Genomic DNA, 23,935 nt, shown 5'->3' with positions numbered 1-23,935 from the left:
CGAGTTGCAAGTCTTTGAATTGGACGGGTCCTTCGATAACGGCGTGCGTGCCGATGACGATTTTTATCGAGCCGTCTGAAAGACCAGAGCGAATTTGTTCTTTCTCTGATTCGGGCGTGTCGCCAACAAGCAATCGAATTTCTTCGGGCTTCAAAATATCTTTCAGAAGATTCGTGAAGTTGCGATAATGTTGTTCCGCAAGGATCGAAGTCGGCGCCATGATCGCGGCTTGCGCGTTGTTCGATGAAATGATTCCAGCGGCTATTGCGGCGACGACCGTTTTTCCAGAACCGACATCGCCTTGCAAGAGTCGATTCATGGGCTTGCCCGAGTCGAGGTCAGCGCGGATGTCTGCGATGGCGTGTTCTTGCGCGAACGTCAGGGTGAAGGGAAGCCCCGTCTTTAGCGAATCCAGCCACACGTCCGAGACAGAGAAGCGACGCGCCTCCACAGACTGCCAGTCGCGGCGTTGTCGCAGAACTCCCATTTGCAGATAAAAAATTTCATCGAAGGCGAGTCGCTCGCGCGCGGCTTTGAGTTTATCCTGCGACGATGGAAAATGAACTTGCAACAGCGCCTCGCCGAGCGGCATGACGCGCGCCGCGTTGCGCACGCTTTCGGGAATCGAATCGACCACCGCGGGCGCAAAATATTCGACGACCTGCTTCATCACATTGCGCAGCCATTTTTGTGTGATGCGTTCGGCAAGCGGATAGATCGGCACGATGCGATTCGTGTGCAGGTTTTCAGCCTCCACCGATTCCCAATCGGGGCTGTTCATCACGAGGCGACCGAGATATTGATCCACCTTGCCCGAAACAGAAATCGCATCGCCAGATTTGAATCGATTCGCAAGCCACGGCTGATTGAAATACGAGAGTCGCAACGCGCCCGTGCCGTCGCCGATGACGACTTCAACAATTGAAGCCTTGCCGCCGCGAATCGGTCGCGTATGCACGCTTTGAATTGTTCCGATCACAGTCACCTGTTCGCCGTAAAATAATTCCTTGATCGGTTTGAGTTGCGAGTAATCGTCGTAACGGCGCGGGTAGTAATACAACATGTCGCCGAGCGTCACCATGCCGAGCTTGGCGAACGTCTCCGCATTTTTCGGACCGACGCCTTGAAGCACTGTCAACTTTGCATCGAGCGCGGCGGGCGTGGATGAATGACGCGCGCCCGCAACGGATTCGGATCGCGGCTGCGCTTGCGGACGCGGACGTTGTTCGTGCCGCTGTGGATGTTGCGGGTGCGATTCTCTTTTCGGTTCGGACTCAGGTTTGGGCTGGTTCTGATTCTGCTGAGGCGGACGCGGCGCCTCTTGCCGCCCTTCAACCTGACTCTGCGCCCGCGGCTTTTGCTGCGCTTCAGGATACGCGTCCCCGATGCGCTTCCACAATCCCTTCAACGCGTCGGCGCGGGACTGGGGGCTGAGTCCGTCATACGAGCGGAGTCTCTGCACGACGGCTTGGATCACCTCTTCTTGAATCCCGTCTGCGCGCGCTTCCCCTTCCCAAAAGTTGAGCATCTCTGCCAGCCCGCCGATGATGGCGGTGTTGGCATATCCGTTTTCGTGTTCGAGTCGGAAGAACTTACGTAGTTTCTCCAATGAGGTCTGCATGAAAGGTATTTTATCATGGGGGAATCAAGGCTTCAGAACCTGGATCGTTCTTCGTCCAAGATAACCCTCGGCATATCTTGAAAAATTCTCGTGAAAGGAACTCAACCAACCCTCGATGAATGTTCTGGACTCGAACATGGGGAGCAGGTCCACAGCCAGGTCGGAGTCTTTAATTCCTTTCACTTTTTCACGCAATGCCTGTATGGCGGATTCAACGGTATAGGGATTCTTCCCGTCCTTCGACAGTTTTTCAGGCAGAGGCTGAATGCCCTTTTGCATATACCAAAGCAAATCGTAAAAATCGCGCCCCTTGATGTACGCTCCTGCTTTGCCGCGCTGGAAATTTCGTTCCAGGCAGGCAATGATCTTGCCAGCCATCATGGTCTCCAATGAGAAGTGAATGGGGACAAAACTCCGCCCATAGTAAAAAGACGGCGTGCTTTGCAAAACAGCCACCTGCTTGTGATGGCTGATCTCCACTTTCAAGTGCAGGGCTTCGTTCGCGTAATTGGAAACCCCAAGTGAATTTAACACAGGAAATTTCAACGTGACTCGTAGAACGCCATGTGCTCCCTGTTGTGATTTTACGTTGGCGCTTTCATATCCGAATGTTCGGCGATAATAGGAGGATAAATCGTCTGCCAGTGAGGAAAGGTCAATTTCCGCGCTATTGTCGAAGTCCAAGTCTTCCGAGAGTCGGTTCAGTCCGTATATCACGTGCAGGCAGGTGCCGCCGTAGAAATTGAGTCGGCGATAGGCGGGGTGATTGTAAATGAAATCCAAAACATGAGATTGCAGCGCCTCTTTGAGCAGAATCCGTTTCGTCTCGACGGACAGAAGCGAGTCCTTGGAATCGAGAACGTTTTGCAGGGTTTGGATCAATGTTGCCATATGGTATTCCGAAAATTTTCAAGGATGTCATTCATCTTGCGTGACCTGCTTTCTTCCACATACTGGGCAAATTCGTCCCTGTCATTTGCGGAAAATTCATCGAGATTCAAACGCAATTCGTCTGCAAGATCGAACTTCACGGTTCGATACGCCGAGGCTAACGGGCGAAGATATAAATAATCGAACAATGCTTTCGCCACCGACGCTTTTGCATAGCGGATTCCCATGTATTCTGAAAACGCAAACCCGCGATATAAGTCTGCGCGGATGTTGCGATACCAAAACACACCAATGCGATTTTTGATCGTACGCGTATTTTTCGTTGTAATGCAGGTGATTGGGTAAGTGACTTCGGTCAGGATGTTGTTCTGCTGTAAGATAAACTCAAGCGAAAGGTAGGATTGGGGCAGGAGAACGGCGCTGATCGCCGCCATGAAGGCTGGATCCTTGCTGTGCTGTTCGTAAAAACGCCGCGTCATATACACTCCCTTTTTCAAAGGGATAACGCGATCTGACGTCGACCAACGGTGTAAACGGACGCGGGAACTTTCAGGTGACTCCTTGTCGAGCACCTGCCTGATTCCCTCCACGGTGAAATAGGGCATGGCTTCAAATGGGCGGAGAGGGTCTGTTTTCATTTTATATCGGATAATATACAACTAATGTATATTATCCGATATAAAACAATTTTCGTCAAGTTATAGGTTGCTTCATGGAAATAGCCAAAGGAATCTTGTTCGGGAAGACATGGAAAGGAAATTGGCGGTAGCTTGCATTATAGAAATAAGAACTCGGAGGTCTCCAAGACCTCCAGTTTCTGTTTGAACAGAGGAAAACAGAAGTCACGGGATCGATTCAGCCATTTTGATCAATTCATCTGCCATATTCGGGTCGAGGCACCAGAGATCGTAAACGGTATTTTCGTCATATCGCCACTTGATGCTTACTTTGCCGGAATAATCATACTGTTGGGTATCAAGATCCCACACACCGCGAGTAAGAACGGCGGGCTTGCCATTGAGCATAATTTCTTCCATTGCCCCTTCCTGAACATAAAACCCGCAACCCGGGGTGTCAGATTGACACTGCGCAATAAACAGTCCGATCATTGGAAATTGTCCTTTTTTTCTCCAGATAACATCAACTGAAGGTGTGCCATCACCCCAGACGTGGTATCGTGTATCAACCTCTTGTTCATAGCCCTCTGGCAAGTAGGTTGGGAGTTGGACGGGGGAAAGAAAACGATCCCTTGCCTGCTCCCACGACAAATAGTCAGGCACGAGTTCGACTTCGGGAATATTAGGGTCGCTTGGATTCTCAGAGATCGTTTCAATGGACAGTCCACCGATATCCACGATCCACCCGATAACCTCGGCGCGGACCGTGAATGAAAAAGCCATCAATGAACCAAATACGAGAGTCAAGGTGAGCGCTGAACGCATGATATAGCTTTTTATTGTTTGAATGCGTTCTTTTCTTTCAAGCCGCATATGGACTTTTCCCACAAAACTGACGTTGGGTTGTTTTCTAAATTGTTTGAGATAGTCTTCGTTCATCTTGCGCCTCCTATTTGTTCACGGAGTTTTTGCAAAACACGATTGAGAATCGTGCCGACGTTGCTTTCGCTCAACCCTGTGACAACAGATATTTCACGGTTGTTTAAGTCCGCGCCGAATTTGAGCGAGATGAGTTCGCGCTCGCGCTCGGGTAAATCTGTAAGCAGGCGGGATAATTGCTGAATATTTTGAGATTGTTCAAGACGAGGCTCGATTGCCTCCCCATTCGTTGTTTCAGCCATTGAAATGGGCAACAAGTCTCGTCGCTTGCGCAAATAGCTGACAACTTCATTTTTGGCAATCGAGAATAGCCACACCGAGAAAGCGGCGCGATCCTTGCGGTACTGATGGCGTTTGGTCCACGCTTTTTCCAAGACCGTCGAAGTGAGTTCCTCGGCAACCGACTCCTCACCAAGCCGATAACGGAAATAGTTGTAGAGTCTCGGCAGTTCATCCTTAACCACCGAATCCCAGTTGATATCTTCTACAGAGGCTGTCATTGCCTTCCCGATTGCTTCGTTTTGCACTGTCATCTCATGGATTAATACGCGTTTTACAGGAATGTATCACACGAACCCCGAATTTTTTTCCCACTAATATTTGATGTAATCAAGAACTCGGAGGTCTTGGGGACCTCCGAGTTCTGTTATTTGAGTTTCGTTATGCGGCAACCGTCTCGAAAGCCACCCTAACCGCATCTGCTGATTGAGCGGTAAAGTTCAACTTCTCGAACCCTATGACTTTACCTTCTCGGTCTTTCATCAAGACAATTTCCTCACCTGTTTCTTCCGCGACAAATTCATCGGCAGGGTTGCCGAACCAAACCGTAAGCGTATTACCCTCACGGTCATAATAAACTTTTACTTGTGCCATACTTGCACTCCTTCTTTGATCGCGCCTGTCGGATACGTCGTGATCAAAAATCCTTCTCTTTCGTTGGTTCTCTTGGACACCGCGCAGATCCAACGCCTTGCCCGTTCAGATTTGTAAAACAGAAAAACGTTCTCGTCCGATTTGCTTTGGCGAATTTCGTCGGGCTGTTCTAATGCCATTTTGACATCTTGTTCGCGTCCTGCCATGACAGGGTGCTTGATGGAAACAATCAACTCCCAGTAGTCCTTCGTCACGCGGACTTGGAAGCCAAGCGGAGTCATCACCTCAAAAAGGATGTCTGATTCACTGGGCATAGATGCTTCTATTTTACCTTTTTTCTAAAACCCGTAAACAACTTTTGATACAATCGTCATCAATCTCCAGCCTCGAGGAATTTATGAAACCAACCTTCAAATGGGACGACCCCTTCCTGCTCGACGACCAACTGACCGACGCGCATGTGGAGTCAAACGGTAAGAAAATCATCCATGGCAAAATCTCTATTTATCCCGCAAGATCGATCCACTTAGGTTCCAAGGAGAACGAATGAAACATAAACTCATCACTCTGTTTTTGTTAACCGCGTTTGTTGCAGTCTCATGCAATTTGCCGGTCAATACACCGGAAGCGACAGCAACGCCTCTTTTTACCGAAACGGCGGCATTGCCCAGCGACACGCCAGCGCCGACCAGCACACCGCCGCCAACCGATACGCCGCTCCCCACATTAACCTTCACCCCCAGTGTGCCGACCGTCACGACGCTCGATAAACCGGTGAATTGCCGGCTGGGTCCCAGCACGGCATGGCTGGCGACCAGCGCCCTGAACATCGGACAAAGCGCGCAGATCGTGGGGAAAAACTCAGACGCGAGTTGGTGGCTGATTCAAGACCCGCTCAACCCCGGACGGAACTGCTGGGTTGCCTCCAGTGTAACAAGCGCGTCGGGCAACCTCTCTGGCTTGCAAGTGGCGCAGACCCAAGCCGCATCCGTTACCAATGTGACAATTAAACTGGAGCCCAAACTCATTGATCTGGTTCTGTTGTGCATCGGGGTGATCCCTCCGGTGAAATTCACCGGCTCCATCGAAACCAACGGACCAACTGAAGTCAAATGGTATTTTGAAACCCAGCAGGGAGGCGCCCAGCCGGTCAAAAACACCGACTTCGACGCGTTTGGCATCAAGGAAGTCTCCGGTGAATATACCCATGTTCTGCCGGTAGTAGCGGGAAAATATTGGGTGAGGTTGGTGGTCACCAGCCCCAACAGTCTGGTTGCAGAAGCGCTTTATGAAATAGACTGCACATAATCAACATATCCCGATCAGCAAGATAAGGGCAAAACCATCCCGAAGTTAATCTTCGGGATGGTTTTTGTTTCTATCATCCTATACTTTCTCTCTTGACATACTGTATGATATACAGTATAGTACGAGGCATAGGTGACACATGGACAATGATGAACTCGTACAAAACATGCTGTTGGAACTGCGACGCGGCATCCTGTCTCTTGCGGTGCTGAGCCAGTTGAGCAAGGAGCAATACGGCTATTCCCTGCTCAAGGCGCTCTCCGATCAGGGCATGGAGATAGACCAAAGCACGCTCTATCCCCTGCTCCGCAGGCTCGAGGCGCAGGGACTGTTACAGTCCGATTGGCGCATCGTGGACGAAGCCCGTCCACGCCGCTATTACGTGATCAGCGCGCAAGGCAAGGCGGTGCTGACAAAACTCAAAAAGGAATGGTCTGCCATGACGGCGACCATGACACAAATGCTATCGTAATCCGCGTGTGGTTGACGTTCTCTAACGTCAACACACAAGAAAACAAGTAAGGAGAATGAAATGAACCTGATTGACAAATATGTTGCCGAAGTCGGCAAACACCTGCCGCTCCTCAAAGGGCGCGAGGATGTGGAAAAGGAATTGAAATCCACACTGGAGGATATGCTCGAAGATAAAGCGGAACAGGCTGGGCGTCCGCGTGATGAAGCGATGGAGATCGAACTACTGAAAGAATACGGCTCGCCGCAGGAGATCGCATCCAGTTACAACGCGCATCCGTATTTGATCGGTCCGCGCATGTTCCCGTTCTTTCTGATGGTATTGAAGATCGTGGTCACGGTTGTGGTCGTCGTCATGCTTGCGATCGGTTGGGTAAAAGCAGTGACGGCTTATCCTCTCCTTGCGGCAGATTTCATGCAAATCATTTTTCAGGGATTTGGGAACGCGTTTTCAGCCGCCATCGCGGCATTCGGGAACGTCGCGTTCGTCTTCGCCATCCTCGAACGCGTTTTGCCTGAAAAAGAGATCGGCGATTTCTCCGATGACAAAAATTGGGATCCAGCATCGCTCGCAAAACAACCTGACCCCGATCTGGTGAAGCGCGGCGACTTGATCGCAGAGGTTGCGTTCACGGCGCTTGGGCTGGCATTCTTGAACGGACTGTTCAACCTGCCCGTATTTACAGAAGAATTTTCGAAATTCATCCCATGGATCAACGCGGTATTCCTCGCCGAGATCATTCTTGATGTGTACCTACTCTTCCTTGCAAAATGGAACATGCTGAGTCGAATTACCAAAGTGATCATCGAAGCCGTTGGGATTGCGGTCACCGTCGCGCTCATCCGCACGCCTGACCTCACCTTCTTTTCGAATGAGTCGCTGTTGAACTTCATAAAGATTTCTGAAGAGGCTGGCAAAGTTATCACTGCCGCCAACTACACCACGTGGATCGTCCTGATCGTTGTCCTCATCATTCAGGGGATTGAACTGGCAAAAGCCTTGTATGGATTGTTGAGGATAAACTACAAGACAAAGTAACTGATGTTGAGTCACAGGGACTGTTACAGTCCGATTGGCGCATCGTGGACGAAGCGCGTCCGCGCCGCTATTACGTGATCAGCGCGCAAGGCAAGGCGGTGCTGAGCAAACTCAAAAAGGAATGGTCTGCCATGACGGCGACCATGACCCAGATGTTGTCGTAAGAAGGAGAATGAAATGAACTTAATTGATCGATATATCGCGGAAGTCGGCAGACATTTGCCAGAAAAAGATCGCTCGGACATTGAAGCGGAAATACGTTCGATGGTGGATGACATGCTCGACGAGCGTGGAGCATCGGCAAACTCAGCCAATGAGAAGGTCATCACGCAGACGCTCGAACAACTCGGCGACCCAAAATTGCTCGCCTATAAATATTCGCCAGCCAAACGCTTCCTGATCGGACCCGATTGGTATGACCTGTACCTGACGACTCTCAAACGTGTGCTTTCTACGGCGCTTCCCATTGTTGCAATGGTTTCCTTCGTTCTAGTGTTTTCAAAAGACCCTCTGGATTTCGGTGGGGCAATCGAGCGGGCAATAGGGTCTGTGTTCGACGTGGGAACGGGAATACTTTTTTGGGTCTCTGTCGCTTTTATCATCGTGGAACACTCGAATGCCAAACCCGAAGAGATGAGCACACCCAAAGCCAAAGCATGGACGGTTGCCCAACTGCCGAAGGCGCCCGCAACACGCCAGATCAGTGTGAGCGAGGTGTTGACGAACATTGTGTTCTATAGCCTGTTCCTCGCATGGATCGTCCTGCCTCCCTTCACGGCATGGCTACGTGGCGATGAAGGATTTGTGCCCGTCTTTCATCCTAACTTGTGGAACGTCTGGTTCCCGATCTTCGCAGTGATCGCATTTCTGACCTACATGATCGAGTTCTTCAAACTGAAGATCGGCAACTGGACGACCGCGCTGACCGTGAGCAACGTACTTCTGTGCATAGGCACGATCGTCTTCATTGTAGCGTTGGTAACAACCCAGGAAATCTTTAGTCCCGCATTTCTGGCAACATTCGCTGAAAACGCGCCAACCGAGGAATTGCGTAATGTGGCAGTATCAGCAAAATGGACGGTCAACATCAGCGCCGCGATCGTCATTGGCATCTGCATCTGGGATATGGCTGACTCTGTGATCAAGTGGAGACGTTTGGCGAAGTAAGCAAAGAACTCCGAGATGGTCAACATCTCGGAGTTCTTTTTAAGCCGCTGTGATACCGCCATCCACAGGCAAAGCGACGCCCGTGATGAAACTCGCCTCGTCGCTGGCGAGGAACAAAATTGCGTTTGCCACTTCATCTGCCCGCGCAATCCTGCCAAGCGGATGTTTCTCCGCCCACACACGCTTCGCCTCTTCCACATCGCCAAACTTTTTCCACGCGTCGTGGATCATGTCGGTATCCACACTGCCGGGGCACACGGCATTGACGCGCACGCCCTCGCGCGCATGATCGAGCGCCAACGTGCGAGTCAGGTTGACGAGCGCGGCTTTCGACGCCGCGTACGCCGCCGTGTTGGCGAACCCAACCAACCCGACGTATGAAGCGACGTTGACCACACATCCCTTCCGCTCGCGCAGAATCGGCATCGCATGTTTGCACATCAGAAACGCGCCCTTCACATTCACATCGAACGTCGCGTCCCATTCCTCTTCGCTCGTTTGTTCAACGGTTCGATTGCGAAAAATAATTCCCGCGCAATTGATCAGCGCATCCAGCCCGCCTTGAGCGTGAACAACTTCCTCAATAACGCGCTGACAATCTTCGGCATTGGATACATCGCCTTTGATGAATTTCGCCTTCGGGATGCGCCTCGCTTCTTCCTCCCCTTTCGCCTGGTCGCGCGCCATCAACATGACTCGCGCCCCCTGCCCCGCGAACAAACGCGCCGCCGCAAGACCGATGCCGCGATTGCCGCCCGTGATCAAAACCGTTTTATTTTCAAAGCGCATGAGGACTCCTCATTCGGCATTATACTTCCCTCATGCGACAGACTCGCGTTCGTGGACGAATCGTGGAAGGCTACCGCGTCGCTTCCGGACCTTCGGCTGACTACCCCTATGGAGCCTTGAGCCGCCAGCGACCTTTGTTCGCCGCGCGCGGACTCGACCTCAGCAATTATTTCAACGGCACGCTCAACATTGACATTAGCCCGCACACGTTCAAACTTGTCCGACCCGAATTCACTTTTTACAACGTCAAATGGACGGACCTGCATCCGCCCGAACATTTTTCGTTTTCGCGTTGCAAAGTTATCTTCAAAGAAGTGGAATACGACGGCTGGGTGTATTATCCGCATCCCGAAACGAAATTGCGCCACTTTCAGAATCCATCCCTGCTTGAAGTGATTGCGGAAGAGATCAAAGACATTCAATACGGCGAAAAAGTAGAAGTATCAATGAACCCGCAAGAAATTTCAATTGAGAGTTGACCCTGATGAATCGCAAAAACCTTTTTCCCGTTTTGCTTTTTCTCCTTCTGCTTGCCTGCCAGATGCCGAATGTTGCGGGCTTGCCTTTTTCTCCAACGTCCACACCCACCGCGACCCTCACGCCAACGCTGACCGCGACTCCCACCCTCACTGCAACCCCAACAGAGACCTCCACGCCGACGATCACGCCCACGCCTGTGCCTCTCGCCCGCCGCGTGTTGATCTTATCCATTGACGGACTGCGCCCTGACCTGATCTCACTCGCGCCGATGCGGAATGTGCAAACATTGATGCAGATGGGCGCGTATACCTTATCCGCGCAAACCGTGTACCCAAGCGTGACGCTGGTCTCCCATTCATCCATGTTGACCGGTTTATGTCCATCCAAACACGGCGTAGACTGGAACGACTATATCCCCGAAAAAGGAATTGCGCAGGGCGCCGACTTATTCGACATCGCGCATGCGGCAGGCTTTCAAACTGTGATGCACGCGGGCAAGGAAAAATTACAACAAGTGACCGACGCTTCAAGCCTTGACATCTTCACCTACGTCAATGACCGCGACCTGGTCGTTGCAAAACGGTTGATTGCCGACTTCCCTGAAAATTTTGGCGTGCTGTTCGTTCACTTCCCGCTGGTGGATGGCATGGGGCACGCATACGGCTGGCTTTCGTCTCAACAGATCAGCGTCGCTTTCCGCGCGGACGAGGCATTAGGGTTGATTCTTGCCGAATTAGACGCGAAAGGCTTGCGCGGCGAAACGCTGATCATCGTCACCGCCGATCATGGCGGGCATGATACAACGCACGGCTACTCGCTTCCCGAAGATATGACCATCCCGTGGATCGCGTCGGGGGCGGGTATCCAGCCCAAACCGTTGACGACGCGCGTTCACACGATGGATACTGCCGCCACAGCCGCGTTCGCCCTCGGGTTGCCGATTCCCGCCGAATGGGATGGAGTTCCCGTGTATGAAGCGTTCGGCTTGCCCGTCGTCAAAGAATCGACACAGTGCAAGTGATTCTAAAACCGCAAGTGTTTGACCTCTTCCCCGTTGTTGATCAATTCCTTGAGCGAGTCGATTCCGATGCGCAAGTGCATATCCATATATTTCTGCGTAACTTTTTTGTCGCTCTTTGCGGTCTTCACGCCGCTGGAGATCATGGGCTGATCGGAAACCAACAGTAAGGCTCCCGCCGGAATCTTATTGTAAAAGCCCGCAACGAAGAGCGTGGCTGTTTCCATATCAATCGCCATCGCGCGGATGCGGCGCAGATATTTTTTGAATTCCTCGTCATGTTCCCAGACGCGCCGGTTGGTCGTGTAAACGGTGCCGGTCCAATAATCGCGCGCATTGTTGCGGACCGTCGCTGAAACGGCTTTTTGAAGATTGAAGGCAGGCAAGGCTGGGACCTCGGGCGGGAAATAATCGTTCGAGGCGCCCTCTCCGCGAATCGCCGCAATAGGCAGGATCAGGTCTCCGACCTTGCTCTTTTTCTTGAGTCCGCCGCACTTGCCGAGGAACAGACAGGCTTGCGGCTTGACCGCGCCTAACAGATCCATAATGGTGGCGGCGTTGGCGCTTCCCATCCCAAAGTTGATGAGCGTTATGCCTTCCGCTGTGACCGTGGGCATGGGCTTGCCCTCGCCGCGGATGGGAACGTTGAACCAATCCGAAAACATGTGCAAATACGTTTCGAAGTTGACCAGCAAGATATGTTCGCCGAAATCCTTAAGCGCCGTATCGGTATAACGCGGAAGCCAGTTGCGCACGATCTCTTCTTTTGTTTTCATGGGGACTCCAAATCCTGAAACGCGATTTGCGCTCAATCTTACCTGAAATTAAGTTCTGCGAATTCTGTGGGTTAGCCACAGAATTCGCAGAGGTTTTTGAGCTTTTCTCTCAGAGGACCCGGTGATCTCTGTGGCGAAGAAAATTTAACCCATAGGGCTTACGCAGTTGAACCTGTTGCGCCGTAGTTGCACTGCGGCGGCGGCAGTCCAACTGCCCGCCAACTGCGTAAGTCCTGACCCATTATTTTAGCCACCCCCGTATTCACAAATGTCGCATAGAACAGTATGGAACGAACTCACGACTCCGATGAGAAAAGGCTCATTCAAATCGTCGTGAAATCGTTTGGGTGACGTAGGGCAGACGCCAAGCATAGTTTACAGGCTGATGATACAGTTAGGTTCTCTTCTCCTCCTTTTGATACTGAAAGAGCCGGGCTTGGAGCCCCCGGCTCTTTCAGTTTAAGTCTGTGGGCTCGGCGGCGCCAATGTACGGTAGCGAGATCAGAATAAAAAGCCTCTTACCTTGATTAATAGTAAAATAGTCGAAAACAATGTCGTTGTGACGCGCTTGTGTCTTTAATATTCGCCTTACGCAGAATGTCCCGAAAGTTTTCGTGAATCAAGGTCGGTTTTTACTCAACCTTCGGGACAGCGCGTAACATCAGCTTAATATTTTGACTGCTTCGACTCACAATGACATATATTAGGAGATTTCTATGGCAGAAAATTTCGATGTGATCGTCATCGGCGCGGGGCCGGCGGGATACGTTGCCGCCATTCGCGCCGCGCAACTTAAGCAGAAGGTTGCAATTGTAGATAAGCAGTGGCTTGGCGGCGTGTGTTTGAATGTCGGTTGCATCCCGTCCAAGTCATTGTTGAAGAATGCGGAAGTGGCGCATACCCTGCGCGAACGCGGCAAGGATTTCGGCTTCTCCTTCGATAATTTGAAACTCGATTACGGCGTGGCTCTCAAACGCTCGCGTTCGAATTCCGACCGTCTTGTGAAGGGCGTTGGCTTTCTGATGCGAAAGAACGCCATTACCGTTTTTATGGGGGAAGCAAAGATCAAATCAAAAGATACATTGGCTGTGACCGATGCCGACAAAAAAATAACGGAGTTGAAGGCAAAGAACATCATCGTTGCCACCGGCGCGAGCGCGGCTGTCCCTCCTGTGTGGAAAGTGGACGGCGAGAAGGTCGTCACCTATAAGGAAGCCATCTTGCAAGAGAAACTTCCCAAGTCGGTGGTCATCATCGGGTCGGGCGCGATCGGCGTTGAATTTGCAACCGTGTGGAGCGCGTACGGCGTGGAAGTCACAATCGTGGAAATGTTGCCGCGCCTCGTTCCGCTCGAAGATGAGGAAGTCTCGAAAGAATTGAAAAAGGAATTCGAGAAGCGCGGCATTAAGTGCCTCGTTGGGCATAAAGTCGAATCGGTGGAGGCGACGAAAGCGGGCGTGAAAGTAAAAGTCAGCGCGGAGGGTAAGGAAACTATTCTCGAAGCGGATCAGGCTTTGGCGGCGATCGGGTTCCGCCCCAATTCCAAGGGATTCGGGCTTGAAGATATAAACGTCAAGATCAGCGAGCGCGGCTTTGTCGAAGTCAATGAAAAGATGCAAACGAATGTGCCGGGCATTTGGGCGATCGGCGATGTGACCGGCAAACTCATGCTGGCGCACGTCGGTTCGGCGATGGGAATCATCTGCGCCGAAAATATCGCCGGCGCTGAAACGACCACGCTCGATTATGAAATGATGCCGCGCGCCACTTATTGTCATCCACAGGTCGCCTCGTTCGGACTCACCGAAGCGCAGGCAAAAGAACGCGGCTACAATATCAAGATCGGGCGGTTTCCGTTTCAAGCGAACGGCAAAGCGTTGGGACTCGGCGACTACGCTGGCTGGGTGAAGATCGTTGTAGATGAAAAATACGGCGAAATTTTAGGCGCGCACATGATCGGTCCCGAAGTGACCGAGTTACTCCCCGAACTCACGCTCGCCCACCTGATGGAGTTGACGCCGCGCGAGATCGCGCGTAACGTCCACGCCCACCCTTCGTTAAGCGAAGCGCTGATGGAAGCCGCGCACGGCGCGGAGGGAAGTCCGATACATATTTAAGAGAGTAGAAAGATAGAGAATCGGGACTTACGCAGTTGGCGGGCAGTTGTACTGCCGCCGCCGCAGTGCAACTACGGCGCAACAGGTTCAACTGCGTATGTCCTAAGAAAATTGTTGAAGAGAAGCCTCCGAGGGTATGAAACTCGGAGGCTTTTGCGCGGTGTAGTATGTGTTGCGGCTATCTTGTCTTTGCCAGGGGAATTTGCACAAAGAACGCGCTACCCGGCAATTTTTCTTCATCGTGACCGGGGCTTTCCACCCAAATTTTCCCATGATGCGCTTTGACGATGCCCGCCGCGATGGCGAGACCCAAGCCGGGTCCGCCGCCTTTGAATTTAGTGCGGCCCGAGGAGTGCAACTCCACATCGCCGAGTTGATAAAGTTTCTCGAACACCATCTTGTGATCGGCGGGGTCGATGCCGATGCCGGTATCGTGGACGCGGATCTCGCACACCTCCCCGGCGCCCTCGGCGTGGGTCACCTTCGCGCTGACGGTGATGGTGCCACCGTCGGGAGTGAACTTGATGGCGTTGACGATCACGTTGTCCAGCGCTTTTTGCAGGAGTTCGCTGTCTGCCATAAGCGGGGGAACGGCTGAGATGGACGGATCAAGCTCCAATGTGAGTTGACGCGTTTGCAGGTCGGCGGAGTAATCCTTTTGGACGAGTCGCATGATGGGGCCGAGCGACGTTTCATCGAGGTGAGGATTCAACACTTGGTTCTCCAACCGCGCCACGTCCAACATGCTGTTAACCACCTGGTGGAGTCGTTCGCTCCCTTGCAGCACTCCGTCTACGGCTTGAGAGAGTTCGGCGCTGGTTTTTACGGCGGACGAGGCTTTGACCATGCCCATGTAGCCTTTGATAACCGTAAGCGGCGTGCGCAGTTCATGCGCGGCAACGTTGATGAAATCGCTTTTGTTCTTGTCGAGTTTTTTGAGCGTATCGTGCGCCACACCCAGCTCGTTCACGCGCAATTCCACCATGCGCTCCATCATTTCGTTGAAGCGCGTCACCTCATCGAAGAGTTTGGCGTTTTCCAGGGCGATGGAGGCTTGTAGGGCAAAGGTGCTGGCAAGCAGAACGTCGTCGGGGTTGAACGCGGACGGTTCAGCGCGCGTCAGCGTCAACATGCCGACGAATTTCTTTTTCGATTGCAGGGGCACGCTGAGCACCGAGCGGTCGGGCGGGAGCCATTCCGATTGCCCCCAGCCGCGCGTTTGTTGAATATCGTTGACCAGCATCGGGTCGGTTTGTTTGGCAACGAAGTGCAGGATGTTCGTGCCGTTGATGTTGTAATTCAATTCATCGATGGGCGCGTTTTGAGGAAAGCCGCGATGCGCGACAAGTTCCATGCCGTTCACCGCCTCGAGGAACAACGCGCAACGGTCATGCGGCACTATGTTGGATAACTGCTCCACGATCTGCGCCGGCACCTCGTCTACTTTGCCCAGCGAGGAGATCTGTCGCATGGCTTTCGTCAGCGCTTCGGCTCCGCGACGCCGGGCTTGTTCGCTGGAGTACAGTTTCGCGTTCTCGGCGGCGGTCTGTTCGGACCATTCTTTGGCGATGGACAGTTCGACGGCGCGGTCCTTTGATTCTTTGAGCAGGCGTTCCACCTCGTGTTGCGCCTGTTCCTTTTGTTGCGCGAGCATCACGCGCAAGAGCGCGCTGCTGACGAGATTGCGCACGCGAACGTACACTTCCCAATCGCGCGGACCCATCTCTGCCCACATGAACCCGAAGCGGTTCCGCGCCAGCGAAAGCGGCATGATGACCGCTGTGTAGCGCCGTCCTTGCGGGGTTTTTCCGCGCGGCACCAGTTGACCGGTGCCCACAAAGGTGCGCTGGGAGGGCACCTCGAACTTTGCGCCTTCATATTGGAAAAGCAAATTGTAATTTTCAGGCGGGGCGGAGGAAGCCAGGTGCGGCGCAGTGGTTGAATCGCTGAAGAACATCACGTACCAGCGTTCGATGCCCATTTCGGGAAAGCGTTCCTCGATTGCCGCCCCCAGCCGATCCATGGACATGACCGGCGCCATCGAAAAACTGAAGCCCTGTAGAATGTGCTCCTGTTGTTCGAGCATCAAGCGGCGGTAGGCTTGCGCGCGCTGTGAAAGTTCGCCCACGAGCAGGCGCGCCTGCTGGAACATATTCTCGGCGAGTAACATGGTGTTATGTTCTTTGATGCCGCCCAGCGCGTACCGCCTCATCACGGAGATCACGCCGTGCCAGATATTTGCGGGAAGATCGCGCTTTTCCATCAACTCCACCATGGCGTTGATGGCTTTGAGGAAATCATCCCCGTTGGTATTCTCGCGCAAGGCGGAGAGGAGGGCATCCCAGGCGAGGCTGAGCGAATCGCGGAATGATGCGTGCGACGCATCGTTTTCCGCGACGCCGGCGGAAGTCAACAAGGCTCGCAGGGCGGCTTCGCGTTTGTTTTCCAGCCGTCCCGTCTTTGCCACTTCGCGCGGAGCGACCGCCGCCTGTTTAACGTTTTCCGGAAGACATCCGCACGACCAGCGGATCAGCAATTGGGTTGGGGTGACCGTTACTTTCTGGATGGTGTTGCCGTCGATACGATTGATCAACGCTTCGAATGCCTGCCTGCCCGCCGTATAAAACGATTGCCGCACGGTAGTCAGTGAAACCCCGGTGCTTTGCGCCTCGCGCAGGTCGTCGAAGCCAGCCACAGCGATCTCATCGGGCACGCGGATTCCGCGTTGTTGCAAAATTTCGAGCGCGCCGAATGCCATGCGGTCGTTTGCCGCTACCAGCGCTTCGAATTGGGCTTTACGCTCATCGAGCAAGACCTGAATCCCCTCGCGCCCGCCGTCGGTGGAGTAATCGCCGTCCACCACCAGGCGTTCGTCGAAGCGGATGCCGCGCGCTTTGAGTTCTTCCTTGTACGCCTCGAAACGTTGTTCCGCGTCGATCTGCCCGCGGATGCCGCGCAGGAAAGCGATACGTTTGTACCCGTGTTCCTCGACCAGGTGGCGCACCAGCGAACGCATCCCTTCCGTATTATCGGGGATGAACATGGAGGCGTTGTCCAGACTGACCGATTGCGTGACAAGCGGCAATTCCCCGAACATCTCTCGGAAAATTTTCAAGTCTTCCGCGCTTACGCCGAACGCGGTATCCGCGGTCACGATCAAGCCATCCAATTGTTCGGTATGGGCAAGATCGTAAAATCCGAATGAGGGTTTGGGCTGGACGAATAACTTGAGCGTGCCGCCAACGAAATACAAAATATTGACATCATTTTCTTCGCCGGCGTCCGCGATACCCGCGAGGAATTCCGCCCCCCAGGCGCGGCCGACTTGGGAGACGAAGACACCGATCGTTTTACGTTTCGCGGATGTTGGCATATGAAATAGGATCGCCGTAGGCTGGGGGAAAGTATATCGCTTCACCCGCCGCCCAACTTGATTCGGCGCTTTACAATTTTCTCAGGTGGAGGCGCCCAACGGGAGGCGCATCTGCCATTGCGAGAGGGTCTCGCGCTCGAAGCAGGCGCGCTCGAACACTACCGCTAGTTCCTCCGGGCAGATCGCCGGCACATGCCAGGTCTTGCCTGGGTGATTGGCAATCACCTGTTTCAACAGAAGAGAGCCATGACGGTTTCCGCGCGCCTCGGGTTTCACCAGCACGGACCAGATCACCACGTGATTAGCATCCGGGTTTGAAAGCACAATGAAAGCGGATCCATGATGGAATGCGCGCGCGGGCGGAGTGATCTGGGCGATGGTCTCGCCGGAGAGTTGCCACGGCAGGTTGGGCAGACCAAATTGCGAGATCAAGGCTCCCGCATCACGAACGTCAATCTCCCGCAGCGCGGCGTCTTCGAGTTCCACCGCCTCGCGCCGGATCAAACCGATCAAGCGTCTTATGATCTGAAACCCAAATTTTTCGTAGAGATGGACGGCCGGATCGTTTTGCTCGATCACCTCAAGCGTCATTTCGTGGTCGCCGCGTTCGCGCGCTTCGCGGATCAATTTTTCCATGAGCCATGAGCCGGCGCCTCTGTTGCGCGATTCGATGACAATGCCCATCGCCGCGAGCCGGCTCGTCCAGCCGCGCCGCGCGATTAACGCCACGCCTTGCGGTTTGTTGTCCGCGAACAGAACGCGGCTGGCGGTCAGGTCGATGCTGTCTTTGCGGACCATGTCGATGAACTGCGACAGGCTGAGATGGATGGGAACAGGGTATTCTTCAAAGCCGCGATTCAGCGTCTGGAGGAGATCAGGCAGAGGCAGGTCTGAAGCGGGCTGGAGGTCGAAATCCATGCGATAAATTTTACCCGCATCCCATGTATAATCCGCCAGTCCAATGTGGTCAATTTCATGACAGACTACGGGGCTTAGCCGTTTTCGACGGCATGAGAGCCATCGAGCGCAAAGTTCAAAGAGGACAATTTCATGACAGACTTTAAACGCATTGCATCAAAGATCACCTTCACGCTCTTCATCGCGCAAAGTTTTGCGTCGGCAGGATTCATCGCCGCGGCGGCGATCAACCCCATCCTCGGCGCGAAACTTGCCGCAGACCGTTCGTGGGCAACCCTGCCGACCGCCGCCTATTTGTTGAGCGGCGCGTTATCGGCTTCGGCATGGGGCGTCATCATGGATCGCATCGGTCGGCGCAACGGGATCGTGTCCGGTTTGCTCATCGGCATTCTGGGAAATGTTCTGGTGTTGTTCGCCATCCAACATGCTTCCTTCCTGCTGGTCATCCTCGGTTTGATGATGATGGGCGCGACCAACTCGGCGGTGCAGTTAGGCCGCTTTGCCGCGGCGGAAGTGAACCCGCCGGACCGGCGCGGACGGGCGATCTCGATGGTGGTACTGGGCGGCGTGATCGGGACGATCCTGGCGCGCGTCTCCGCCGTGCCGATGAGCGGGTTCGTCGTTTCGCTTGGCATGGATGAACTCGCCGGCGCCTATGCCACCACGTTGATCTTGTTCGCCATCGCCGCCGTTCTTGTGTTCATCGGCTTGCGCCCCGATCCGCGCGATGTGGGCAAAGAAGTGGCGAAGCAATATCCATCCGAGATTCCGCACGGTGAAGCGCGACCCATTTTGGAGACTCTGCGCCAACCCGCGGCGATCACCGCCGTCACTGCGATGATGCTGGGGCAGGTGGTGATGGTGGCGATCATGGTCATCACCTCGTTACACATGGAAGACCATAACCATAACCGCGCCGACATTTACTCCGTTATTTCGGCGCACACGTTTGGCATGTACGCGCCTTCGATCATTTCAGGCTGGCTGTTGGATAGGATCGGGCGCGGCAGGATGATCTTGATCGGCGCGTTGACTCTTTTGCTATCCTGCATCACCGCCCCACTCTCACCGGATGTGTTGCCGTTGGGCATTTCGTTATTTTTGTTAGGCTTGGGATGGAATTTCTGTTTCGTTGGCGGCTCGACGTTGCTTTCCGATCAACTCTCGCCGGTGGAGCGTTCGCGCGCGCAAGGCACAAACGATTTCCTCGTCGGGCTTGCTTCGGCGATCATCAGTCTCTCCAGCGGATTCATCTTCGACGCTTCGAGTTACACAATGATGGCGGTCATCGCGGGGTTCTTGTCTCTCGTGCCGTTGTTCATGGCGTTATCGTATATGAGGGGCAGCGGGGTGATGAGTAAACAGGTAAATACGTAGACAGGTAAACAAGTAGACAGGTAAACACGTAAACAAGAAGATACGTGGATATTAAAAAGGAAACAGGCACACAAGGAAATTCTTCTTTCCTGTGTGCCTGTTTACGTATCTCTTGTGTACTTTTACTTCCGAATCATCGTCAACAACATCTTGAAGCGCGTCAACGCTTTCACCGCATGAGGTTCACCGGCGGGCATGATGATCGCGTCGCCCGTTTTCAAGTGGAACGGCTTGCCCGAGATTTTGATCTCGGTTTCGCCGTCCAACACATGCGCGAGCGCGTCGTATGGCGCGGTGTGTTCGCTCAACTCTTGCTCTTTGTCGAAAGCGAACAACGTGACGTTACCCGCATCCGCTTTGGTGATCTGGCGGCTGACCACAGAACCGTCGTTATAAGCGACCAGATCAGCCATGTGAAGGATTTCAGATTTTGGAGCAGTAGCCATTGTTTCTCCATTCAAGTTAGGCAGGTAAACCTCTTGTATCCGTATTTACGTGTCTACTTGTCTACGTGAACCTGTTGCGCCGTAGTTGCACTGCGGCGGCGGCAGTACAACTGCCCGCCAACTGCGTAAGTTCTGTTTACGTGTCTACTTGTCTACGTGTTTACTTTTACTTGATTTCGACCTGATACGCCGCGGAGAGTCTTGTATAGCGCGTCGTGCCGGTCACGATGAGGATCGCCTCTTCGCCGGGTTTCAGCGAAAGCGGGAATTCAGCCGTCTGGTCGGCGTTGACCGGGATTTGAGTCACAGTGGTCGTATCGCCTTTGACGATGAGAGACAGGCGGAACGTCTGCGGGAGAACGTTTTCGACACGCGCGAATCCTTCGGCGACCCAGCCGCCGTCGTCCGCTTCAAAATCGGACGTGTAGCCTGCCGCGTCCACTCGAACGTCGTCCAACAGGAAGCCTTCGCCGTTGACCGCCGCGTCGGTGATGTACTCGAATCGGATCTGCACTTTCTTGCCGGCGAACTGCGAAAGGTCAACATCCTCTTGCTGCCAATCGCCGGTCTGACCGTTGTAGCCGCAACCGTACGAATTGCCGGAGGGGTCTTCGTTCGTGCAGGACGGCGTGGTGAGGATCTGCCACGTCTGCCCATCGGTGGAGGCTTCAACGAAGAGATAATCGTAATCGGTCTCGAGGTCGTACCACATCGAATACGAGAACGTGATCGGCGCGCTGACATTAGTGAAATCAAACTCGCGCGTGAGGGTCATATCCGATTCGTCGCCCTTGTTCGACCAGAACGCGTATTTGCCGGAGTGCGCGTCGGCGGGTAGGAGTTTTGCCACGGTCGAGCCGCTGAACTTCAAGATGTGATCTCCCTCGCAGTTGATCGTGAAATAGTCGATGCCGTACTGGTTGACCGACCCGCTGGTGGATTGCGGGCACGAATCAATGGATTGCGATACGGAGATGTTCGGCGCATCGGGATAGTTTCCGTAGTGATAGCGCCCATCGCCAACCGATTCATTCTGGAGCCACATGGTCGCCGCCCAATCCATGAACACATCGTCGGCAGTGACGACCTTCCCGGTTTGCGGGTCGGTGATGTTGAGGTCGGCGAGAGTCTGGTCGATGCTGGCGAGTCCGTTTTCGGGGTGCTTCACCATTTCTTTTGTCGCATCCTCCCCAAACCGATCAAGGAAGTAGGCAAGGTAGAGGAAGGATTGCCCATAATGAGGTCCGTTCGAGCCGGGGTCGGGCGACCAGTCGGTCAGGTTAAGGTCGGGATCGGTAATGTAGTAATAGTCAAAGTAAATGGGATAAGCGTTCAACAGCTCGGCGACCATCGCGAAACCTTCGTTGATCCATGAGGCTTCATTGCGGTCGGTGTTGAAGTGGATCATGTGCTGGAATTCGTGCGCAAGCGTGCCGTAGGTGTCTTCCGCGCCTAAATCCATGTTGTCGGCATTGAAGAAGAACATCTCGTGCCCGTTCGAAAATTCCTTGACGAGGGGGTTGTATTCATCGGGCGTGGAGAAATATCCCGCGTTCGAGGCGCCGGTGCCGCGCACGTACAGAATGTAGATGCGGGGGTCATTATCAATGCCTGGGTTTGGCTCACTGCCGAAGAATTCGCGGTTGGTCGGGTACATCTGATTCTCGAAGGTATCGCCGAGTCGCTTCAAGTCGCTTTCATCGTATTTCACGCCATTCTCGATCCAGAAATAGATATGGTCGCCAACGTACCGCAAGGTGGCTTTGGCTTGGAAATTTTCCACCGTATCCACATTTGTCACCCAGAACGTTTCTTGATCGCCTAGTTTGTATTGCTTACCGGGGACAGTGGTAGGCACATTGCAGATATTTTGCAAACGACACGCCAGTTCGTAGGGATCATTCTCCGGCACGAGCGTATCTGCCAGCGTTTCAACGGTCTCGGTAGAGATCTCGTCGGTGGTTGGGCGTTCGATCTCCGGTGTGGGCAATGGGGTTTCAAAGACATCAATGGGCGGCGGAAAATCGGTAGGGATATTCTGCGCCGCTTGATAGACCAAATAGCCCGCCGCGGCAATGACGACGCACGCGCAACAAAGCAGAATGGCAACAATGCCCCCGACGATCTTTGTCGTGTTGTTCGACGATTGATTGTTGTTTAATTCCATGAAAGTTTTCTCCTTTTAAGTTCCCTGCATCTTACCGTGAATCTGTGAATTTGACATTAGGAACTCTTTCCTCCCTCAATAAAAAGTTGTGGGAGCAATTGAACTGCTCCCGCAACTTTTAGTTTCTTCCGATCTTTATTATTCCTTTACGAGCATTTTGGCGAGTTGCGATTGGCAGTTACAATGCTCCCATCGAGTTCCCATGTTAAGCTATCATCAAACAGGATACTGAACCAATCGCTAACTCGACCGGGCGCAAAAACTTCAGGCTGCCCAATTCGGAAATTTGGGGCTGGCTCAAATTTATTTTGATAGTTATCAGAATCTAATACAACTACAAATGAATTGGGATTCTCATAGCCGAAGCGTGCTGTATATGTTCCATCGAGGTTTTCGGCGACACATTCGAGAATTGGAGTGATTTTATCCTGTGAGGGACCCTCAAACTGCAAAGTGTAACGATGCTTTTCGCTATATGAACCATCCAAGCTCCATATTCTGACCAAATAATCGCCGCTTGGAGCATTCGATATTGTGACTCGCTTGCTATCCGTTCCTAATGAGTTATTTTCTTCGACAATCGCACCCAACTGGTTGCTGTCTACAAGTATGACTCTTATTCCATAGTTTCCTGTTTGCGAGATCACAGATACTGTAATAGTGCCCGGCACACTAGAGTAGTAATGGAACCAATCGTAATCGTCTGGTTTGCTAATGGAAGAGTCCAAAGGTATGTTTACAGGTTGATAGTCGAGGGCATCAATAGGCAAATCGGGCGCATCTTCTGATTGCGGCGATATGACTGTTTCGGCTGACGTGGAGGTAGGCGCAATTGAGACTTCTTCCTCGAGAGAATCCACGAAACTTAAACTAGGCACATCAAAGTAGAATGTTTGACCTTGTTCTGAATTCAAAATTATTTTCTCCCCTCTTGCTCCGCCAACACTTAGCTCACCGGCTTGAAGTGGACTTTGTAATATTAACCTGTCTTGATATTGTTTGTGGTGAGGCACAATTTGCACCCACAATATACCTTGAGATGGAGATGCCGTTAGAAAGCCAGGCCAGATTGTAATGAAAGAATCAAATGTCCATTCCTCCCATGCAAGATCGCTTAATTCATATTTTCCCACTTCCTCACCATGTAAAATAACCGGAGGCTCGATTGACCTAAGCATACCATTCCCCATTAAAACGCCATCGAGTTTTGTTTCGATGATCGATTCGGAACTGGGTCTTTCTGGGAATATCGGGTACATTTTTTGAAGGTCAATTGCTGGTGGCGAGGATTGAATCGCTGGGTTGAACAATGGATTTGTATCTTCTTGCAAGAGAAGTTGGGGTGTAGGCGCTATCTCAGTGAGAATGTCAGGAGGCACTACAGTCGGAGTGACATCTTCCAAGAGATGAATATCACCTGCATTAATGCGAGTAACAATCAGAGTAAAGGCAAGAAAAAGAAGCAAGCCTATTGAGATTAAGACACTAAACGGTTTTTTGTTCATAACCACAAAGATGTGCGGCAGTTGAACTGCCGCCACATCGCGT

Annotated in this window: 23 protein-coding genes; 9 read left to right on the top strand and 14 right to left on the bottom strand. The window is 52.8% G+C overall.

What is annotated here, in order from left to right; translation table 11 throughout:
- The 7 genes from AC16KF_RS03305 to AC16KF_RS03275 all read right to left on the bottom strand — a co-directional run.
- The coding region (locus AC16KF_RS03305) for a DEAD/DEAH box helicase (protein WP_484035868.1) at nucleotides 1-1,621 on the bottom strand (1,621 nt) is incomplete at its 3' end.
- Nucleotides 1,622-1,645: 24 nt separating this feature from the next.
- Complete coding sequence (locus tag AC16KF_RS03300; protein ID WP_484035867.1) at nucleotides 1,646-2,512, bottom strand: nucleotidyl transferase AbiEii/AbiGii toxin family protein; 867 nt, start codon at nucleotides 2,510-2,512, stop codon at nucleotides 1,646-1,648.
- Nucleotides 2,500-3,150, bottom strand: a complete 651-nt coding sequence (locus tag AC16KF_RS03295; RefSeq protein WP_484035866.1) for a hypothetical protein — start codon at nucleotides 3,148-3,150, stop codon at nucleotides 2,500-2,502. The genes AC16KF_RS03300 and AC16KF_RS03295 overlap by 13 nt, the downstream gene beginning before the upstream one ends.
- 204 nt (nucleotides 3,151-3,354) lie before the next feature.
- Complete coding sequence (locus tag AC16KF_RS03290) at nucleotides 3,355-4,068, bottom strand: DUF4367 domain-containing protein (RefSeq protein ID WP_484035865.1); 714 nt, start codon at nucleotides 4,066-4,068, stop codon at nucleotides 3,355-3,357.
- Nucleotides 4,065-4,595 carry an RNA polymerase sigma factor gene (locus AC16KF_RS03285; RefSeq protein ID WP_484035864.1) on the bottom strand — a complete coding sequence of 177 codons (531 nt, stop codon included), beginning with the start codon at nucleotides 4,593-4,595 and terminating at the stop codon, nucleotides 4,065-4,067. Before AC16KF_RS03285 ends, AC16KF_RS03290 begins: the two co-directional genes overlap by 4 nt.
- Nucleotides 4,596-4,728: 133 nt before the next feature.
- Nucleotides 4,729-4,941, bottom strand: coding sequence for a DUF2283 domain-containing protein (locus AC16KF_RS03280; RefSeq protein WP_484035863.1), 213 nt, complete (start codon nucleotides 4,939-4,941; stop codon nucleotides 4,729-4,731).
- On the bottom strand, nucleotides 4,929-5,255 hold the full coding sequence (locus AC16KF_RS03275; protein ID WP_484035862.1) for a DUF4258 domain-containing protein: 327 nt from the start codon (nucleotides 5,253-5,255) through the stop codon (nucleotides 4,929-4,931). The genes AC16KF_RS03280 and AC16KF_RS03275 overlap by 13 nt, the downstream gene beginning before the upstream one ends.
- Before the next feature lie 83 nt (nucleotides 5,256-5,338).
- On the opposite strand from AC16KF_RS03275, the gene AC16KF_RS03270 reads away from it, so the two are divergent.
- The 5 genes from AC16KF_RS03270 (at nucleotide 5,339) to AC16KF_RS03250 (ending at nucleotide 8,926) form a co-directional block, all read left to right on the top strand.
- The gene (locus tag AC16KF_RS03270; RefSeq protein ID WP_484035861.1) at nucleotides 5,339-5,491 is read left to right on the top strand and encodes a hypothetical protein; all 153 of its coding nucleotides are present in this window, start codon (nucleotides 5,339-5,341) and stop codon (nucleotides 5,489-5,491) included.
- Entirely contained in the window at nucleotides 5,488-6,249 is a 762-nt protein-coding gene (locus tag AC16KF_RS03265; RefSeq protein ID WP_484035860.1) for a hypothetical protein, read from the top strand. Before AC16KF_RS03270 ends, AC16KF_RS03265 begins: the two co-directional genes overlap by 4 nt.
- Before the next feature lie 139 nt (nucleotides 6,250-6,388).
- A complete protein-coding gene (locus AC16KF_RS03260) occupies nucleotides 6,389-6,721 on the top strand; it encodes a PadR family transcriptional regulator (RefSeq protein WP_484035859.1) in 333 nt (110 codons plus the stop codon).
- 60 nt (nucleotides 6,722-6,781) lie between these two features.
- Nucleotides 6,782-7,759, top strand: a complete 978-nt coding sequence (locus AC16KF_RS03255; protein WP_484035858.1) for a hypothetical protein — start codon at nucleotides 6,782-6,784, stop codon at nucleotides 7,757-7,759.
- Nucleotides 7,760-7,936: 177 nt separating this feature from the next.
- Entirely contained in the window at nucleotides 7,937-8,926 is a 990-nt protein-coding gene (locus AC16KF_RS03250; RefSeq protein ID WP_484035857.1) for an HAAS signaling domain-containing protein, read from the top strand.
- A gap of 39 nt (nucleotides 8,927-8,965) precedes the next feature.
- Here AC16KF_RS03250 and AC16KF_RS03245 read toward each other — a convergent pair whose 3' ends face one another.
- Entirely contained in the window at nucleotides 8,966-9,715 is a 750-nt protein-coding gene (locus AC16KF_RS03245) for an SDR family NAD(P)-dependent oxidoreductase (protein ID WP_484035856.1), read from the bottom strand.
- 32 nt (nucleotides 9,716-9,747) lie between these two features.
- On the opposite strand from AC16KF_RS03245, the gene AC16KF_RS03240 reads away from it, so the two are divergent.
- Both AC16KF_RS03240 and AC16KF_RS03235 read left to right on the top strand, forming a co-directional pair.
- Nucleotides 9,748-10,194: a hypothetical protein gene (locus AC16KF_RS03240; RefSeq protein ID WP_484035855.1), complete on the top strand. Its 447-nt coding sequence runs from the start codon at nucleotides 9,748-9,750 to the stop codon at nucleotides 10,192-10,194.
- A gap of 5 nt (nucleotides 10,195-10,199) precedes the next feature.
- The gene (locus AC16KF_RS03235; protein WP_484035854.1) at nucleotides 10,200-11,216 is read left to right on the top strand and encodes an alkaline phosphatase family protein; all 1,017 of its coding nucleotides are present in this window, start codon (nucleotides 10,200-10,202) and stop codon (nucleotides 11,214-11,216) included.
- A 2-nt stretch (nucleotides 11,217-11,218) separates the two neighbouring features.
- Here the strand turns inward: AC16KF_RS03235 and AC16KF_RS03230 are convergent, their stop codons facing one another.
- Nucleotides 11,219-11,989: an AMP nucleosidase gene (locus AC16KF_RS03230; protein WP_484035853.1), complete on the bottom strand. Its 771-nt coding sequence runs from the start codon at nucleotides 11,987-11,989 to the stop codon at nucleotides 11,219-11,221.
- A gap of 716 nt (nucleotides 11,990-12,705) precedes the next feature.
- On the opposite strand from AC16KF_RS03230, the gene lpdA reads away from it, so the two are divergent.
- Complete coding sequence (lpdA, locus tag AC16KF_RS03225) at nucleotides 12,706-14,106, top strand: dihydrolipoyl dehydrogenase (protein ID WP_484035852.1); 1,401 nt, start codon at nucleotides 12,706-12,708, stop codon at nucleotides 14,104-14,106.
- 178 nt (nucleotides 14,107-14,284) lie between these two features.
- On the opposite strand, the gene AC16KF_RS03220 is transcribed toward lpdA, so the two are convergent.
- Nucleotides 14,285-17,479 carry a substrate-binding domain-containing protein gene (locus tag AC16KF_RS03220; protein ID WP_484035851.1) on the bottom strand — a complete coding sequence of 1,065 codons (3,195 nt, stop codon included), beginning with the start codon at nucleotides 17,477-17,479 and terminating at the stop codon, nucleotides 14,285-14,287.
- Nucleotides 17,480-17,560: 81 nt separating this feature from the next.
- Nucleotides 17,561-18,397 carry a GNAT family N-acetyltransferase gene (locus AC16KF_RS03215; RefSeq protein ID WP_484035850.1) on the bottom strand — a complete coding sequence of 279 codons (837 nt, stop codon included), beginning with the start codon at nucleotides 18,395-18,397 and terminating at the stop codon, nucleotides 17,561-17,563.
- A gap of 132 nt (nucleotides 18,398-18,529) precedes the next feature.
- On the opposite strand from AC16KF_RS03215, the gene AC16KF_RS03210 reads away from it, so the two are divergent.
- On the top strand, nucleotides 18,530-19,774 hold the full coding sequence (locus AC16KF_RS03210; protein WP_484035849.1) for an MFS transporter: 1,245 nt from the start codon (nucleotides 18,530-18,532) through the stop codon (nucleotides 19,772-19,774).
- Nucleotides 19,775-19,896: 122 nt separating this feature from the next.
- On the opposite strand, the gene AC16KF_RS03205 is transcribed toward AC16KF_RS03210, so the two are convergent.
- From AC16KF_RS03205 to AC16KF_RS03195, 3 genes are all read right to left on the bottom strand, one after another.
- Nucleotides 19,897-20,220 carry a cupin domain-containing protein gene (locus tag AC16KF_RS03205; RefSeq protein ID WP_484035848.1) on the bottom strand — a complete coding sequence of 108 codons (324 nt, stop codon included), beginning with the start codon at nucleotides 20,218-20,220 and terminating at the stop codon, nucleotides 19,897-19,899.
- A 166-nt stretch (nucleotides 20,221-20,386) separates the two neighbouring features.
- Nucleotides 20,387-22,387, bottom strand: a complete 2,001-nt coding sequence (locus AC16KF_RS03200; RefSeq protein WP_484035847.1) for a choice-of-anchor J domain-containing protein — start codon at nucleotides 22,385-22,387, stop codon at nucleotides 20,387-20,389.
- A gap of 146 nt (nucleotides 22,388-22,533) precedes the next feature.
- A complete protein-coding gene (locus AC16KF_RS03195) occupies nucleotides 22,534-23,928 on the bottom strand; it encodes a hypothetical protein (RefSeq protein WP_484035846.1) in 1,395 nt (464 codons plus the stop codon).
- Nucleotides 23,929-23,935 lie beyond the last annotated feature (7 nt).

Source organism: Candidatus Defluviilinea gracilis (assembly GCF_057138825.1).
This window is presented reverse-complemented; position numbering and strand designations above follow the sequence as displayed.

Coding starts and splice junctions, on each gene's coding strand:
- AC16KF_RS03300 (WP_484035867.1), bottom strand. CDS start 2,512: ATGGCAACATTGATCCAAACCCTGCAAAACGTTCTCGATTCCAAGGAC.
- AC16KF_RS03295 (WP_484035866.1), bottom strand. CDS start 3,150: ATGAAAACAGACCCTCTCCGCCCATTTGAAGCCATGCCCTATTTCACC.
- AC16KF_RS03290 (WP_484035865.1), bottom strand. CDS start 4,068: ATGAACGAAGACTATCTCAAACAATTTAGAAAACAACCCAACGTCAGT.
- AC16KF_RS03280 (WP_484035863.1), bottom strand. CDS start 4,941: ATGGCACAAGTAAAAGTTTATTATGACCGTGAGGGTAATACGCTTACG.
- AC16KF_RS03275 (WP_484035862.1), bottom strand. CDS start 5,255: ATGCCCAGTGAATCAGACATCCTTTTTGAGGTGATGACTCCGCTTGGC.
- AC16KF_RS03270 (WP_484035861.1), top strand. CDS start 5,339: ATGAAACCAACCTTCAAATGGGACGACCCCTTCCTGCTCGACGACCAA.
- AC16KF_RS03265 (WP_484035860.1), top strand. CDS start 5,488: ATGAAACATAAACTCATCACTCTGTTTTTGTTAACCGCGTTTGTTGCA.
- AC16KF_RS03260 (WP_484035859.1), top strand. CDS start 6,389: ATGGACAATGATGAACTCGTACAAAACATGCTGTTGGAACTGCGACGC.
- AC16KF_RS03255 (WP_484035858.1), top strand. CDS start 6,782: ATGAACCTGATTGACAAATATGTTGCCGAAGTCGGCAAACACCTGCCG.
- AC16KF_RS03250 (WP_484035857.1), top strand. CDS start 7,937: ATGAACTTAATTGATCGATATATCGCGGAAGTCGGCAGACATTTGCCA.
- AC16KF_RS03245 (WP_484035856.1), bottom strand. CDS start 9,715: ATGCGCTTTGAAAATAAAACGGTTTTGATCACGGGCGGCAATCGCGGC.
- AC16KF_RS03240 (WP_484035855.1), top strand. CDS start 9,748: ATGCGACAGACTCGCGTTCGTGGACGAATCGTGGAAGGCTACCGCGTC.
- AC16KF_RS03235 (WP_484035854.1), top strand. CDS start 10,200: ATGAATCGCAAAAACCTTTTTCCCGTTTTGCTTTTTCTCCTTCTGCTT.
- AC16KF_RS03230 (WP_484035853.1), bottom strand. CDS start 11,989: ATGAAAACAAAAGAAGAGATCGTGCGCAACTGGCTTCCGCGTTATACC.
- lpdA (WP_484035852.1), top strand. CDS start 12,706: ATGGCAGAAAATTTCGATGTGATCGTCATCGGCGCGGGGCCGGCGGGA.
- AC16KF_RS03220 (WP_484035851.1), bottom strand. CDS start 17,479: ATGCCAACATCCGCGAAACGTAAAACGATCGGTGTCTTCGTCTCCCAA.
- AC16KF_RS03215 (WP_484035850.1), bottom strand. CDS start 18,397: ATGGATTTCGACCTCCAGCCCGCTTCAGACCTGCCTCTGCCTGATCTC.
- AC16KF_RS03210 (WP_484035849.1), top strand. CDS start 18,530: ATGACAGACTTTAAACGCATTGCATCAAAGATCACCTTCACGCTCTTC.
- AC16KF_RS03205 (WP_484035848.1), bottom strand. CDS start 20,220: ATGGCTACTGCTCCAAAATCTGAAATCCTTCACATGGCTGATCTGGTC.
- AC16KF_RS03200 (WP_484035847.1), bottom strand. CDS start 22,387: ATGGAATTAAACAACAATCAATCGTCGAACAACACGACAAAGATCGTC.